Below are 15,019 nucleotides of genomic sequence, written 5' to 3'. Positions count from 1 at the left end.
CGGGGGGCCGGAGCCGGCGTCCGGCGACGCGGCCGAGGGCGTGAGCGCGCCCGGGCCGGAACCCGTCGGCGCTCGCCCCGGCAGCGGGGAGCCGGCTGCGCGGGGCGAGCGACCGGGGGCCGACGCTCCCGCTCCCGCGTCCGACGACGAGCCCGACGACGGCACCGGGGGCCGCCCTGGCGGCGTCGCGGCGAGCACCGGTCCCGTGGGTACGGCCCTCGACGGCCGGGAGCCGGTGACCGACTCCGCCGGGCACGGCGACGGGCGGACAGCACCCGCAGACGGGCCCGGTCCGGCCGGGACCGGCGGCCGGACCGGGAGCGACGGGACGGATCGTGATCCTGACCCCTCGGAACCGGCCCCGGGCGGGCTCGGTTCGGCCGGGGCGGATATGCCGTCCGCGAGTGGCGGGCCGGGGCGCGCCCCCGACTTCGCGGGCCACGCCGGAGCCGAGTCCGGGGATCGCGGCCCCGGCCCCGACTCCGCCGAGGCGGCCGGGGCCACGGCCGACGAGGGGGCTCCCGCCGGTGACGGCATCCCGGCCGAGGCGTCCGCAGACGGTTCCGCGAGGGCCGCGGCGGATGCCGGGCCCTCGGAGCGTACGGCCGGCGAGGGTCCGGCCGGTGGCCGGAGGCGCGCGGCCGACGGCGAGTCCGGGCGGCCCCGGCGGCGGCCGCCCGCGGGGAGCCGGCCGTTCTTCGGGCGCGAGCGCGAGCTCAAGGCCCTGCACGGGGACATCGAGCGCGCGGGACTCAACACCCTGTCCGGACGCAAGGAACCCCGCGCGCGGGTGCTGCTGATCGCCGGGCGGCCCGGTTCCGGGCGGACCGCGCTCGCCGACGAACTCGCCGCGCGGCTCGCACCCGCCTATCCGGACGGCGTCGTACGGGCCCGGCTCACCGAGGCCGGGGGAGAGGCCGTCCCCACCGAGCGCACCGCCCGCGAGATCCTCACGTTCTTCGCGCTGCCCACACCTCCCGGAGCCGGTGAGGACGAGCTGTGCGAGAGGGTGCGCGCCGCGCTGTCCGCCCGGCGCGTCCTGCTGCTCCTCGACGACGCCGGCGACGCGGGCCAGGTCGACCCGCTGGTACCCGACAACCCCGACTGCCTGGTGGTCGCGGTCGCCACCGGCCCTCTCACCGGCATTCCCGACGTCCGCCCCTGCACCATCGGGGGGATGGACACCAAGGCCGCCATCGCCCTGCTGGAGCGGTTCGCCGGCGAGGTCAGGATCACGGTCGATCCGCAGGCCGCCGAGTCCCTCGCCGAGGAGTGCGCGGGGCAGCCCGCCGCGCTCGTCCTGGCCGGGGGCTGGCTCGCGGCCCGGCCCACCACGTCCGTCGCCGATGCGGCCAAGCGCCTGCGCGCACAGCCGCAGAGCCGGGAGAGCCCCGTCGGCGACCGTCCCCTCGCCCGCGCGTTCCGGCTCGTGTACGAGTCGCTGCCGTCGTCGTCCGCCCGGTTCCTGCGGCTGCTCGTGCTCGCGCCCGCCGGTCGTGTCGACGCCCACACCGCCTCCGCGCTGGCCGGCTGTTCGGTGTCCGACGCCACGGTCCTGCTGAAGGACCTCGCCGCCCTGGGGCTGCTCCGGGCGAGCGGTGACCGGGCCGCGGCGCACCACGGCGCGCACGACGACCAGTACCTGGTGCCGGGCGCTCTCGTGCCGCCGCTGCGCGCCCTGCTGGAGGAGAAGGACCGCCCGGCCGAGGTGCAGCTGGCGCGGGCGCGGATGCTGGAGCGGACCGTACGGCTGCTCCAGTCCTGCCGGTCGGTCACCGAACCCGAGGGCTCTCCGGCCCGGGCGAAACTGGCCACACTGCCGCGTACGCTGCGCTTCCCGCACGCCGCCGCCGCCGAGGCATGGCTCGGCGCGCACCTGCCCGCCCTGCTGGCCTCCGCACGGCTCGCGGTCGCCGACGGCGAGCTGGACACCCTGGCCCGCAGGCTGATCGCGGCGCTGGTCCGGGCCCTGACCGCGCACCACGGCGCCGAGGCCGCGGCGCCCGAGCTGTACGGGCTGCACAGGCTCGTCCTCGACATCGCCGAGCGCCGCGAGCTGCACCGCGAACGCGCCGCCGCACTGCTGAACCTCGGCGACCTCGACGCGCGGACCGGCCGGACCCGTGACGCGCTCGCGCGCTACCGTGCCGCGCTGGACGCGGGCCGGGCCGCGAACGACCTCTACGCCACCGGCCGGGCCATGGAATCCGTGGGCGGCGCCCACCAGGACCTCCAGGACTGGCAGCGGGCCGCCGACTGGTACGGCAGGGCGCTCTCCCAGCGGCTGAGCAGGGGCGAGCGGGCCGACGCGGCCCGCCTCTACGGCCGGCTCGGCACCGTGCACACCTACGCCGGCCGGTACGGGGAGGCCCTGCGCGACTGGCGGGCCGCCACCGCCGAGTACCGCAGGATCCACGACCTGCCGGGCCAGGCGCGCGCCCTGAGCGAGGTGGCCCGGGTGCAGGAGTACGCGGGCCGGCCGCACGAGTCGCTGCGCACCTGTGAGGAGGCGATCGGCTGGGCCCGGCAGGCCGGGGACGACCGGCTCCAGGCTGCGCTCCGGCTCCGGGCCGCGGACACCCTGGACCGGCTCGGCGACTCGACGGCCGCCCGCCTCCACCGCAGCGCGGCCGAGCGGCTGCTGGAGGGGGCGACGGCGGAGAGCGGGACGCGACGGACGTGAGGCCTGCCCCGCGGGCTGCCGGCCCCGGCCTGCGGGAAACAGGGGAACCCCGGGTTCGACCTGTGAAACCCGTGGCGGTTCCGATTGTGATTGATGGTTTACAAGGCTAGACAGCGGGAAATCCTTCATTAGACTGGCTCCGCCGTACATTCGTGCGGTGTCTTCCCGTACGCCCGCACCCGCCTGGGTTCGTGTGGAACGCCCGAGACATCCCCAGAGCCGAGGACTGTGATCCGCCGTGTTGGTAGGCATCCCCCGCGAGGTGAAGAACAACGAATACCGGGTGGCGATCACCCCGGCCGGTGTGCACGAGCTGGTGCGCCACGGTCACGGGGTCGTCGTGGAGCGCGACGCGGGGACCGGTTCCTCGATCCCGGACGACGAGTTCGCCGCCGCCGGCGCGCGCGTCCTGCCCACCGCCGACGCGGTCTGGGCCGCGGCCGACCTGCTGCTGAAGGTCAAGGAGCCGGTCGCCGAGGAGTACCACCGGCTGCGCAAGGACCAGACGCTCTTCACCTACCTCCACCTCGCCGCGTCCCGCGCGTGCACCGACGCGCTGCTGGACTCGGGCACCACCGCCATCGCCTACGAGACGGTCGAGACCGCGAACCGCGCGCTGCCGCTGCTCGCCCCGATGTCCGAGGTCGCGGGGAGGCTCGCGCCGCAGGTCGGCGCGTACCACCTGATGCGCTCGGCGGGCGGCCGGGGGGTGCTGCCGGCCGGGGTTCCCGGTACGGCGCCGGGCCGGGCCGTCGTCATCGGCGGCGGGGTCTCGGGCTGGAACGCCACACAGATCGCGGTCGGCATGGGCTTCCACGTCACGCTGCTCGACCGGGACATCGCCAAGCTGCGCGAGGCGGACCGGATCTTCGGCACGAAGGTGCGGACGCTCGTCTCCAACGCCTTCGAGCTGGAGAAGGCGGTCACCGAGGCCGACCTCGTCATCGGGGCCGTCCTCATCCCCGGGGCGAAGGCGCCGAAGCTGGTCACCAACGAACTGGTCGCCCGGATGAAGCCCGGGAGTGTACTTGTCGACATCGCGATCGACCAGGGCGGATGCTTCGAGGACTCGCGTCCCACCACCCACGCGGAGCCGACCTTCCGGGTGCACGACTCCGTCTTCTACTGCGTCGCCAACATGCCCGGTGCCGTGCCGAACACCTCCACCTACGCGCTGACCAACGCCACACTGCCGTACGTCCTGCAACTCGCGAACCACGGCTGGATCGGGGCGCTGCGCCGCGACCCGGCGCTGGCCCGGGGCCTCAACACCCATGACGGTCAGGTGGTTTACCGCGAGGTCGCCGAGGCGCACGGCCTGGCGCACGTCGAATTGGGTGCTCTTCTGGGCTGATTCGTCATCCTTGTCGTCAATCTCACGCCAGCGGCCGGACCTTGCCGAGCGAGGGCCGGCCGTCGGTGTGCCCGGGCGGCGCCGAATCGTTCCGCGGGGCTTCCGCGGGTCCTTCCAAGGGGCCTTGGGCGCAACACTTTCCACCGTTTCGCGCGCCCGTGCGACATGTGGACCATGCCTTGGTGAGAGGCGTGTGCGCCCTTGACAGGGAGGCGTTCGGTCACCGACACATCGGGCCGGGTCCGGCGGATTGTGTTGCTGCGGACCGGTGACACGCCATAGAGTCGCCAATCGTCGGCATGGTGCCACGCTGACCTATCGATAAGTTTCCTGGTCCCGTCCAAGGAGGTAAGCGACTTGTGAATGAGTCGACATTTACTCCCGGGGGTGGTCAACCAGGAATGCCCACGACGGTCCAGAGCCCGCCGACCGGGCTCGTGGAGGCTGTCGGCTCCGTAGCTGTCCGCACCTTCGCCACCCACCAGCACATGACGACAGCCCACCAGATGATGGACGGCCAACACGTGAACGCCAGGGCCGGCAACGAGGGTGGCCGAGAGTCCACTCCATTCGCCGACTACGACGAGGTGCCCGAGGGGCACTTCTACGATCCCGACGCCGAGTACGAACCCGACCCCGAATACGCGGCCACCCTCGCGCCCGACGCCGCCCGCCAGCGCCGTGAGCGGATCGGGCCCACGGGGCGTCCGCTGCCGTACTTCCCGATCCCGGGCCCGCTCACCGACCACGGCCCCGCGAAGATCATCGCGATGTGCAACCAGAAGGGCGGCGTGGGCAAGACCACGTCGACCATCAACCTGGGCGCCGCGCTCGCCGAGTACGGCCGCCGCGTGCTGCTCGTCGACTTCGACCCGCAGGGCGCGCTGTCGGTCGGGCTCGGGGTGAACCCGATGGAGCTCGACCTCACCGTCTACAACCTGCTCATGGAGCGGGGCATGTCGGCGGACGAGGTGCTGCTGAAGACCGCCGTGCCCAACATGGACCTGCTGCCGAGCAACATCGACCTCTCGGCCGCCGAGGTGCAGCTGGTCAGCGAGGTCGCGCGCGAGTCCACCCTCCAGCGCGCCCTCAAGCCGCTGCTCCAGGACTACGACTACATCGTGATCGACTGTCAGCCGTCGCTGGGTCTGCTGACCGTGAACGCGCTGACGGCCGCGCACAAGGTGATCGTGCCGCTGGAGTGCGAGTTCTTCGCGCTGCGCGGGGTGGCGCTGCTGACGGAGACGATCGAGAAGGTCCAGGAGAGGCTCAACCCGGAGCTGGAGCTGGACGGCATCCTCGCCACGATGTACGACTCCCGTACGGTGCACAGCCGAGAGGTCCTCGCACGCGTCGTCGAGGCGTTTGACGACCACGTCTACCACACGGTGATCGGGCGCACCGTGCGTTTCCCGGAGACCACGGTCGCCGGTGAGCCGATCACGACGTACGCCTCGAACTCCGTCGGCGCCGCCGCGTATCGCCAGCTCGCCAGGGAGGTGCTCGCCCGGTGTCACGCCGAGTGAGTCTGCCCGGGGCCGACGAGCTCTTCCGTACGACCGGGGGGACGGCGCTCCAGTCGTCCACCCCCGTGGACCGTCGCAGGAACGCGGGCGGCGAGCCGCGGGTGCCCGCGCCGACGGGGGCGGGCGACGAGGCGGGTGCCGACCAGGCGGCGGAGCCGGCCGAGGAGGAGCACGGCCCGGCCGCCGAACCGGAGCCCGGCGAGCCGTCCCGGAACCGGGGTGCGGCCGGCGGCACGGGCGCGGCGGGCGGCACCGCGGGTACGGCGGGCCCGGAGCAGGCCGCGGCGGCGATGAGGGGCCGCAGGCCGTCCCGGGACGCCTCGGGGACCTCCGCGGGTGCGGGCGGCGCGGCGGCGGCCGCCGGGGCGCAGGGCGGTCAGCAGCGCCGCCGGGGACGTGGCGCGAACCGCCGGCCCAGCGGCCGTGAGCGGCACGACGAGAAGATCACGGTCTATGTCTCGGCCGAGGAACTGATGGACCTGGAGCACGCCCGGCTGGTGCTGCGCGGGGAGCACGGGCTGGCCGTCGACCGGGGACGGATCGTCCGCGAAGCGGTCGCCGTGGTCCTGGCCGACCTGGAATCACGCGGCGACGCGAGCATCCTCGTACGGCGCCTGCGCGGGCGCTGAAGGTAGCCTGCGCGGGCCGCCCCTGAAGCTCCCGCCCCCAGGACCCCGATGCCTCCGCCTCCCCTTCCGTTCCGCCGGCCCCGCCGCCCGCTGGGCCGTGGCCCGGGCCTGGCACGGCCGGCGGCCCCCGGCCCGGAATCCCCGGGCCGGGACGCGGACCCCGAGCGCGCGCCGCGGCCCGTTGACGCCGCGAACCCCGACCGCGGGGACCGGGCGACCGGCCCGCCCGCCCCGGCCGACGGCCCCGGCACGGCTCCCGAGGCCGGTCCGTCCGCCCCCGTCGGTCCCGGATCGGCCCCGGACGGCGGCCGCGAGGCCGGGGACACCGCCGTCCGCGCAAGGGACGACGCGGCCCGCGCCGAAGGCGGCATCACCCGCGCCGGGGACGACACCGCGGCCACCGGGCAGGCCGGGCCCGTCGGCGGCCCGGACCGCGACGGCGGCGAGGGCGACGCCGCCCGGGCCGTCGACGGATCCGCCGAAGGCGACCCGCGGCGGTTCACCGTGCGGCTCGTCAATTTCGAAGGGCCCTTCGACCTCCTCCTCCAGCTGATCTCCAAGCACAAACTGGATGTGACCGAAGTCGCGCTCTCCAAGGTGACCGACGAGTTCATGGCCCATATCCGGGGCATGGGACCGGACTGGGACCTCGACCAGACCACCGAGTTCCTCGTCGTCGCCGCCACCCTGCTGGATCTCAAGGCCGCCCGGCTGCTGCCCGCCGCCGAGGTGGAGGACGAGGCCGACCTCGCCCTGCTGGAGGCGCGGGACCTGCTCTTCGCCCGGCTGCTCCAGTACCGCGCGTACAAGCGGATCGCCGAGATCTTCCAGGACCGCCTCGACGCCGAGGCCAGGCGCCACCCCCGTACCGTCGGACTCGAACCCCACCACGCCGAACTGCTCCCCGAGGTCGTCATCAGCATCGGGCCGGAGGGCTTCGCCCGGCTCGCGGTGAAGGCGATGCGGCCCAAGCCGCCCCCGCAGGTGTACGTCGACCACATCCACGCGCCGCTCGTCTCCGTGCGCGAGCAGGCGGGGATCGTCGTCGCCCGGCTGCGGGAGCGGGGGGAGAGCAGCTTCCAGGAACTCACCGAGGACGCCGCCGACACCCTCACCGTCGTGGCGCGCTTCCTCGCGCTGCTGGAGCTCTACCGCGAGCGTGCCGTCGTGCTCGACCAGGACGAGGCGCTCGGAGCGCTCGTGATCCGCTGGACGGGCGGGGACGACGGCGCGGAACCGGCCGTCACGGACGAATTCGATCAACTGGATCAACTCGATCAACCCGGTCAGGAGGACCGCGAGGACCGCGAGGACCGCGAGGACGGCGAAGGGCATGAGGGCGGCAGGACCGGCGGGCGCGGTGAGAACCGCCACACCGGCACGGCGGGCGGGAGCGATCCGCGAGGACGAGCAGACGGAGAAGGTGTGCGGGTGTGAGTGAGCAGCAGCGGAGCGAAGCGCGTGTGGAGCCGGACGCCGGCCCGGTGGCGGAACTCGCTCTCAAACCCGCCCTGGAAGCGGTTCTCATGGTCGTCGACGAGCCCGCCACCGAGGAGCACCTCGCCAAGGTCCTCGACCGCCCCCGGCGCGCCGTCGCGGACGCGCTGCGGGAACTGGCCGACGAGTACACCGTGCAGCGCCGCGGCTTCGAACTGCGGCTGGTCGCGGGCGGCTGGCGGTTCTCCACCCGACCCGAATACGCTGCCGCCGTCGAGGGCTTCGTCCTCGACGGACAGCAGGCCCGGCTCACCCAGGCCGCCCTGGAGACGCTCGCGGTCGTCGCGTACCGGCAGCCGGTGAGCCGGTCCCGGGTCTCCGCCGTACGCGGCGTGAACTGTGACGGCGTCATGCGCACCCTCCTCCAGCGCGGGCTGATCGAGGAGGCGGGCGCGGAACCCGAAACAGGTGCGATCCTGTACGGGACGACGAACTACTTTCTGGAGCGGATGGGCCTGCGCGGTCTGGACGAGCTCCCGGAGCTCGCGCCCTTCCTCCCCGAGGCGGACGCGATCGAGTCCGAGACCCTGGAGGGTGTTCCGTCGTTCGATCCGGACGCACCGGACATCGACGCAGACGACAAGACGACGGACATGTGATGCGAAGCAGCGGCAGGAACAGCGGAAGCGGCAACCGGAGCGGCGGGAGCGGCAGCGGCGGCGACCGGGGCGGCGCCGGCCGCGGCGGTGCGGGCCGGGGCGGTGCGGGCCGGGGCGGCGCGGGCCGCTCCGGCGCGAGCAGCCGCGACTACCGGGGCGCGGGCAACGGGCGCGACGACCAGCAGAAGCGGCCCTCCCGCCCCCGCCCGGAGGAGCGCCGGTACGACGTGGGCGGCACGGGCGGGCCCGGTGGCTCCGGCCGTCCGGGCGCCGGTTCGGGCCGGCCGGGATCCGGCTCCGGCCGTACGGGCGCGGGCAGTGGCGCGGGCCGCTCCGGCGCTTCGTCCGACGGTGCCCGCAAGGGTTCCGGCGCCCGCGGCGACGCGGCCCGTGGCGGCGCCAAGGGCGGCCCCCGTGCCCCGCGGGACACCGGCGGGCCGCGCCGTGGCGCCGCCGCCCGCCCCCGCGAGCTGGACGCCAGGATCGAGCAGCGCAACCGGGACCGCTACGCGGAGCGGCCGCGGGTCAGCACGCCCAAGACCTTCCCCGGTGCCGAGCAGGAGGGCGAGCGGCTGCAGAAGGTCCTCGCCCGCGCGGGCATGGGCTCCCGCCGCGCCTGCGAGGAGCTGATCGAACAGGCCCGGGTCGAGGTCAACGGCGCGATCGTGCGCGAACAGGGCATGCGCGTCGACCCGGCGAAGGACGAGATCAAGGTTGACGGGCTGACCGTCGCCACCCAGTCGTACCTCTTCTTCGCGCTCAACAAGCCGGCCGGTGTCGTCTCCACCATGGAGGACCCGGACGGCCGGCAGAACCTCGGCGACTACGTCAACAACCGCGAGACCCGGCTCTTCCACGTGGGCCGGCTCGACACGGAGACCGAGGGCATCATCCTGCTGACCAACCACGGCGAGCTGGCACACCGCCTCACCCACCCCCGCTACGGCGTCAAGAAGACCTACCTCGCCGCCATCCAGGGCCCGCTGCCGCGCGACCTGGGCAAGCGGCTGAAGGACGGCATCCAGCTGGACGACGGCTACGCGAAGGCCGACCACTTCCGTGTGGTGGAGAACACCGGCAAGAACTACCTGGTCGAGGTGACCCTCCACGAGGGCCGCAAGCACATCGTCCGCCGGATGCTCGCGGAGGCGGGCTTCCCGGTGGACAGGCTCGTCAGGACCTCCTTCGGGCCGATCCCGCTGGGCGACCAGAAGTCGGGCTGGCTGCGCCGCCTGACCAACACCGAGGTCGGGATGCTGATGAAGGAAGTGGGTCTGTAGAACACCCGTCGTGTGCACCGCTGTTGCCGTTGGTGCGCACGCTGACCGGTGGTGGGGAAGAAAGAGCCCGCGTCCGCACGGACGCGGGCTTCGCTCTTGTCGGCAGGCGCTTTTCACTTTTATAGTCAGAGTGACTATTAAGGAGTTGGGTGTGCGTCGCGCTGAGTTCCACATCGGCCCCGCGCCGGCCGCCGGTGACCCGGCCGGCCGTCCCGGCCCGCTGCCGCCGTGCCGCCCCGCGCCTTCCGGGGACTCCGGTTCCGCCCCGGCGCCCGGCCGCGGACCGCGCGTCCCCGAGGGCTACGACCCCGGCGCCTTCGAGCCGTTCGCGGTCACCGTCGACCTCGCCGTGTTCACCGTGCGCGAGGGCCTGCTGCACGTTCTGCTGGTCGAACGCGGGGCGGAGCCGTACCTGGGGAGCTGGGCGCTGCCCGGCGGGTTCGTCCTGCCCCGGGAGTCCGCGGAACGGGCGGCCCGCCGCGAACTCGCCGAGGAGACCGGCCTGTCGGAGGAGACCGCGGGCGCGCTCCACCTGGAGCAGGTGCGCACCTACAGCGACCCGGACCGCGACCCCAGGATGAGGGTCGTGTCGGTCGCGTACGCCGCGCTGGTGCCCGACCTGCCCGAGCCGCGCGGCGGCGGGGACGCGGCCCGCGCCCGGTGGACGCCCTACGACGCGCGCGGCCCGCTCGCCTTCGACCACGAACTGATCCTCGCCGACGCCTACGACCGCGTCGGCGCCAAGCTGGAGTACACCTGTCTCGCCACGGCCTTCTGCCCGCCCGAGTTCACCCTCGGCGAGCTGCGGCAGGTGTACGAGACCGTCTGGGGCGTGGAGCTGGACCGTCCCAACTTCCGGCGCAAGGTCCTCACCACGCCCGGATTCGTCCAGGCGGTGGAGAAGGCCCCGCGCCGGACGGGCGGCCGGGGCAAGCCCGCCGCGCTGTACCGCGCGGGCCGGGCCACCACGCTGCATCCACCACTTCTGCGACCGGAAGGACGGACCGCATGATCCTCGCGAGGACTCTCACGAAACAGGCCGCCACCGGGACGCTGCTCGGGCTCGCCCTCGGCGACGCCCTCGGCTTCCCCACCGAGTTCGACGACGTACCGTCGATCCTCACCAAGTGCGGGCCCTGGCGGCGGATGTCGCTGCCGAAGCCCGCCTTCGTCACGGACGACACCCAGATGACGCTCGCCTTCGCCCGGGCCATCAGGACCGCGATGGACCGGGGTGTGCTCGGCCCGCAGCACCTGGAGGGGCCGCTCCGCGAGGAGTTCGTCGCCTGGTACCACTCGCCGGACAACAACCGCGCCCCGGGCCGTACCTGCATGACCGCGTGCATGCTCCTCGACAGCGAGCGGCCGTGGCAGCGGGCCAGCCAGATCGGCTCCAAGGGCTGCGGCGCCAACATGCGCGTGGCACCGATCGGGCTCGTCCCCGGCCTGAGCGACGAACAGCGCGCGGGCGCCGCCCAGTTGCAGGCCGCGCTCACCCACGGCCACCCGACGGCGCTCGCCGCCTCCGATCTCACGGCGCGGGCCGTCTACCTGCTGGCGCGGGGCGGCGAGCCGATGGGCCTCGCGGGCCACCTGCGCAGTTACGCGTACGAGAACCGGGACCGCTACCACCACCGCTGGCTCGGCGACCTGTGGACGTTCTCCCACGACCCGACGCCGGAGGCGTTCATCGCACGGGGCTGGGACGAGTGCCTGGAGATCCTCGAACGCCTCCAGCACGCCACCCGGACCGCCTCCCCGGAGGACGACCCGTGCCTGGCCACCGGGGACGGCTGGATCGCCGAGGAGGCCCTGGCCACGGGACTGCTCAGCTTCCTGCTCTTTCCTGAGGACCCCGTCATGGCCGTGCGCAGGGCCGCCTGCACCCGCGGCGACTCGGACTCCATCGCCTGCCTGGCGGGCGCCTTCGCGGGCGCGCACCTGGGGGCGGGGGCCTGGCCCAAGGAGTGGACGGACCGCATCGAGTACCGCAGTGACCTGATGTCGCTGGGAGCCCTCTGGGACTCCTGATCCATGTCCTCCGCCCGTCCCCCGTCGTTCCCCGTCGGACCCACGCCACCACGGGCCCCGCGCCACCACCGACCCGCGTACGACCCCACCGAGAACCGGCCCCCTGCCGTTCGCCACCGTCCCCGGGGACCTCTGTACGGCTCGCCCTGTACGGCTTCCCCTCCCGGGGCCCGCGCGACGGACGGCGGGGGGCCCGCGCATGCCCCGTATGCCTCCCGAACAGCCGTCTTACCGGGCGAGGGCCGCCGTCGTCACCCCTTACGCTGAATCGAGGATTCGAGATCATCGAGGAGGACGCGGTGGCGGTACGAGCGGTCCGTGGAGCCGTCCAGCTGGAGCGGGACGCGCCCGAGCATATGGACGAACAGGTCAGAGCGCTGCTCACGGCGATCCTGGAACGCAACCGGCTCACGTCCGACGACCTGATCAGCATCTGGTTCACGGCCACGCCCGATCTGCACTCCGACTTCCCGGCCGCCGCCGCGCGCGGCCTCGGGATCGTCGACGTTCCCCTGATCTGCGCGCAGGAACTGGACATCGCGGGCGCCATGCCCCGGGTCGTGCGCGTCCTCGCCCATGTCGAGTCCGGCCTTCCCAAGGCCGACATCGCACACGTCTACCTCGGCGCCGCGGCAGCGCTGCGGAGGGACATCGCCCAATGAGAACGGCCCTCGTCATCGGCACCGGCCTGATCGGCACCTCGGCGGCGCTGGCGCTCGCCGGCCGCGGGGTCACCGTCCACCTCCGTGACCACGACACCACCCGGGCCCGTACGGCCGCCGCGCTGGGCGCGGGCACCGACGAGGCGCCCGAGGGCCCCGTGGACCTCGCGCTGATCGCCGTACCGCCCACGCATGTCGCGGGCACGCTCGCCGAGGCCATGCGCGCCGGTGCCGCCCACGGCTACCTGGACGTCGCCAGTGTCAAGGGCGGTCCCCAGCGGGAGCTGGCCGCGCTGGGCCTCGACCTCTCCTCGTACATCGGCACGCACCCGATGGCGGGCAAGGAACGCTCGGGGCCGCTGGCGGCGACCGCGGACCTCTTCGAGGGCCGCCCCTGGGTGCTGACACCGACGTCCGACACCGACACGGAGGTGCTCAACCTCGCCCTGGAGCTGGTGGCGCTCTGCCGCGCCGTCCCGGTCGTGATGGACGCCGACGCCCATGACCGCGCGGTCGCGCTCGTCTCGCACACTCCGCAGCTGCTGTCCTCGATGGTGGCCGCGCGGCTGGAGGGGGCGGACGACACCGCGGTCCGGCTGTGCGGCCAGGGCATCCGGGACGTCACCCGGATCGCGGCCTCCGAGCCCGCGATGTGGGTCGAGATCCTGTCCGCGAACGCGGGCCCGGTCGCCGACGTGCTGGCCGGTGTCGCCGCCGACCTCGAGGCGACGGTGGAGTCCCTGCGCGCGCTCCAGTCCGCCGACGCGGCCAAGCGGGACGGGGGCACCGCCGGTGTGGCGGACGTCCTGCGGCGCGGCAACGCGGGCCGGTCGCGGATACCGGGCAAGCACGGGGCCGCCCCGGCGGCGTACGAGGTCGTCGCGGTCCTGGTCAGCGACCAGCCGGGCGAGCTGGCCCGGATCTTCGCCGACGCGGGGCGCGCGGGCGTCAACGTCGAGGACGTCCGCATCGAGCACGCGACGGGACAGCAGGCGGGCCTGGTCCAGGTGATGGTGGACCCGGCGGCGGCACCGGTGCTGGCGGCGGCGCTGCGGGAGCGGGGCTGGTCGATCCGCCAGTAGCGGACCGCCCGCCCCGGCACGGTTCCCGGGCATACGAAACACCTCCGGTGCGGGGCGGGGCACAGGCCCGTCCCGCACCGGAGGCGCGTCCCCGGGCCCGCGCCCGACGTCCCTGGGCTCCCGCGACCCGGGCGCCCCGAACGGGTGCGTGGGCCGGGGCGTGCACTCGGTAACCTTGTGCCGGGGGCACATCGACGTCCCCACTCCGCCACCCCGTGAACCAGGAAGGTGCTCGCCCCCCGTGGAAACAGGAGCAACCCCCGCCCGGACCGCCCCGGCCGCCGTGATCGTCGCCATCGACGGGCCCTCGGGCACGGGCAAGTCGAGCACCTCGAAGGCCGTGGCCGCCCAGCTCGGGCTGAGCTATCTGGACACCGGTGCCCAGTACCGCGCGATGACCTGGTGGATGATCAGCAACGGCGTCGACGTCGGGGACCCCGCGGCCATCGCGACCGCCGCCGACAAGCCCGTCCTGGTCTCCGGGACCGACCCGGCCGCCCCCACCATCACCGTGGACGGCGCGGACGCCTCGGGGCCGATCCGTACCCGGGAGGTCACCTCCCACGTCAGCGCGGTGAGCGCCGTGCCCGAGGTACGGACCGTGATCACGGAGCTCCAGCGCTCCATCGCCGCCGCCGCGGCGGGCGGCATCGTGGTCGAGGGCCGCGACATCGGGACGACCGTACTGCCGGACGCCGACCTCAAGATCTTCCTCACCGCCTCGCCCGAGGCGCGCGCCGCCCGCCGCAGCGGCGAGCTGAAGGGCAAGGAGGCGGCCGACGTCGCCACCACCCGCGAGGCGCTGATCAAGCGGGACGCGGCCGACGCCGGCCGCAAGACCTCGCCGCTCGCCAAGGCCGCCGACGCGGTCGAGGTGGACACCACCGACCTCACGCTCCAGCAGGTCGTCGAGTGCGTCGTCACCCTGGTCGAGGAGAAGCGGGCCGCCAAGTGAGCACGGCCACGACGGCGCCGGTGACGGGCGGCGGGCCCTCCTCGAGGGGCGCGGCCGTCGGGCGCGGCATCGGCATCGGGCTGATGTACGGTCTGTGGAAGCCGCGTGTCCTCGGCTCCTGGCGGGTCCCCTCGGCCGGCCCCGTCATCCTCGCCGTCAACCACGCGCACAACCTGGACGGCCCGATGCTGATGGGCACCGCGCCCAGGCCGGTGCACTTCCTGATCAAGAAGGAAGCCTTCGTCGGCCCGCTCGACCCGTTCCTGCGGGGCATCGGGCAGCTGAAGGTCGACCGCGAGGTCACCGACCGCACCGCGATCACCGACGCCCTCGCGGTGCTCCGCGGCGGCGGGGTACTGGGGATCTTCCCCGAGGGCACCCGGGGCGAGGGGGACTTCGCCTCGCTGCGCGCCGGCCTCGCGTACTTCGCCGTACGCTCGGGCGCGCCGATCGTGCCGGTCGCCGTCCTGGGAAGCACGGACCGGCCCGGACGGTTGGTCAAGGCACTGCCCGCGCTGCGCAGCCGCGTGGACGTGGTCTTCGGCGACCCGTTCCAGGCCGGGGCCCCCGGCGGCCGGCGCACCCGCAAGGCGCTGGACGAGGCCACCGAACGGATCCAGCAGCGGCTGACCGCCCACCTGGAAAACGCCAGGCGCTTCACCGGGCGCTGAGGCATGGTGCATGCGGCAGGTTCCACCAGCACGACCGAGTAGTGCTCCCG

Annotated in this window: 13 protein-coding genes; all 13 read left to right on the top strand. The window is 74.1% G+C overall.

The window, feature by feature from the left end:
* Nucleotides 1-391 precede the first annotated feature (391 nt).
* The 13 genes from ACU6P3_RS06560 (at nucleotide 392) to ACU6P3_RS06500 (ending at nucleotide 14,969) form a co-directional block, all read left to right on the top strand.
* A complete protein-coding gene (locus tag ACU6P3_RS06560) occupies nucleotides 392-2,683 on the top strand; it encodes a tetratricopeptide repeat protein (protein ID WP_447197791.1) in 2,292 nt (763 codons plus the stop codon).
* A gap of 238 nt (nucleotides 2,684-2,921) precedes the next feature.
* Nucleotides 2,922-4,037 (top strand): alanine dehydrogenase, encoded by a 1,116-nt coding sequence (ald, locus tag ACU6P3_RS06555; protein ID WP_447196307.1) that lies wholly within the window; start codon nucleotides 2,922-2,924, stop codon nucleotides 4,035-4,037.
* A gap of 401 nt (nucleotides 4,038-4,438) precedes the next feature.
* Complete coding sequence (locus ACU6P3_RS06550; protein WP_030752657.1) at nucleotides 4,439-5,563, top strand: ParA family protein; 1,125 nt, start codon at nucleotides 4,439-4,441, stop codon at nucleotides 5,561-5,563.
* A complete protein-coding gene (locus ACU6P3_RS06545; protein ID WP_447196306.1) occupies nucleotides 5,548-6,192 on the top strand; it encodes a hypothetical protein in 645 nt (214 codons plus the stop codon). Before ACU6P3_RS06550 ends, ACU6P3_RS06545 begins: the two co-directional genes overlap by 16 nt.
* A gap of 48 nt (nucleotides 6,193-6,240) precedes the next feature.
* The gene (locus tag ACU6P3_RS06540; protein WP_447196305.1) at nucleotides 6,241-7,629 is read left to right on the top strand and encodes a segregation and condensation protein A; all 1,389 of its coding nucleotides are present in this window, start codon (nucleotides 6,241-6,243) and stop codon (nucleotides 7,627-7,629) included.
* A gap of 26 nt (nucleotides 7,630-7,655) precedes the next feature.
* Nucleotides 7,656-8,288 carry an SMC-Scp complex subunit ScpB gene (scpB, locus tag ACU6P3_RS06535; RefSeq protein ID WP_447197790.1) on the top strand — a complete coding sequence of 211 codons (633 nt, stop codon included), beginning with the start codon at nucleotides 7,656-7,658 and terminating at the stop codon, nucleotides 8,286-8,288.
* The gene (locus ACU6P3_RS06530; RefSeq protein ID WP_447196304.1) at nucleotides 8,288-9,568 is read left to right on the top strand and encodes a pseudouridine synthase; all 1,281 of its coding nucleotides are present in this window, start codon (nucleotides 8,288-8,290) and stop codon (nucleotides 9,566-9,568) included. Before scpB ends, ACU6P3_RS06530 begins: the two co-directional genes overlap by 1 nt.
* A 151-nt stretch (nucleotides 9,569-9,719) precedes the next feature.
* Nucleotides 9,720-10,580, top strand: a complete 861-nt coding sequence (locus ACU6P3_RS06525) for an NUDIX hydrolase (RefSeq protein WP_447196303.1) — start codon at nucleotides 9,720-9,722, stop codon at nucleotides 10,578-10,580.
* Nucleotides 10,577-11,599 carry an ADP-ribosylglycohydrolase family protein gene (locus tag ACU6P3_RS06520; RefSeq protein WP_447196302.1) on the top strand — a complete coding sequence of 341 codons (1,023 nt, stop codon included), beginning with the start codon at nucleotides 10,577-10,579 and terminating at the stop codon, nucleotides 11,597-11,599. The genes ACU6P3_RS06525 and ACU6P3_RS06520 overlap by 4 nt, the downstream gene beginning before the upstream one ends.
* Nucleotides 11,600-11,898: 299 nt before the next feature.
* Nucleotides 11,899-12,261, top strand: a complete 363-nt coding sequence (gene aroH, locus ACU6P3_RS06515; protein WP_030752674.1) for a chorismate mutase — start codon at nucleotides 11,899-11,901, stop codon at nucleotides 12,259-12,261.
* Nucleotides 12,258-13,343, top strand: a complete 1,086-nt coding sequence (locus ACU6P3_RS06510) for a prephenate dehydrogenase (RefSeq protein ID WP_447196301.1) — start codon at nucleotides 12,258-12,260, stop codon at nucleotides 13,341-13,343. Before aroH ends, ACU6P3_RS06510 begins: the two co-directional genes overlap by 4 nt.
* Before the next feature lie 241 nt (nucleotides 13,344-13,584).
* The gene (gene cmk / locus ACU6P3_RS06505; protein WP_051765733.1) at nucleotides 13,585-14,298 is read left to right on the top strand and encodes a (d)CMP kinase; all 714 of its coding nucleotides are present in this window, start codon (nucleotides 13,585-13,587) and stop codon (nucleotides 14,296-14,298) included.
* Complete coding sequence (locus ACU6P3_RS06500; RefSeq protein WP_447196300.1) at nucleotides 14,295-14,969, top strand: lysophospholipid acyltransferase family protein; 675 nt, start codon at nucleotides 14,295-14,297, stop codon at nucleotides 14,967-14,969. The genes cmk and ACU6P3_RS06500 overlap by 4 nt, the downstream gene beginning before the upstream one ends.
* Nucleotides 14,970-15,019 lie beyond the last annotated feature (50 nt).

It is taken from the genome of Streptomyces hebeiensis, assembly GCF_052983195.1.
The sequence above is the reverse complement of the archived record's forward strand: the minus strand, read 5'-3'. Positions and strand labels throughout refer to the sequence as shown.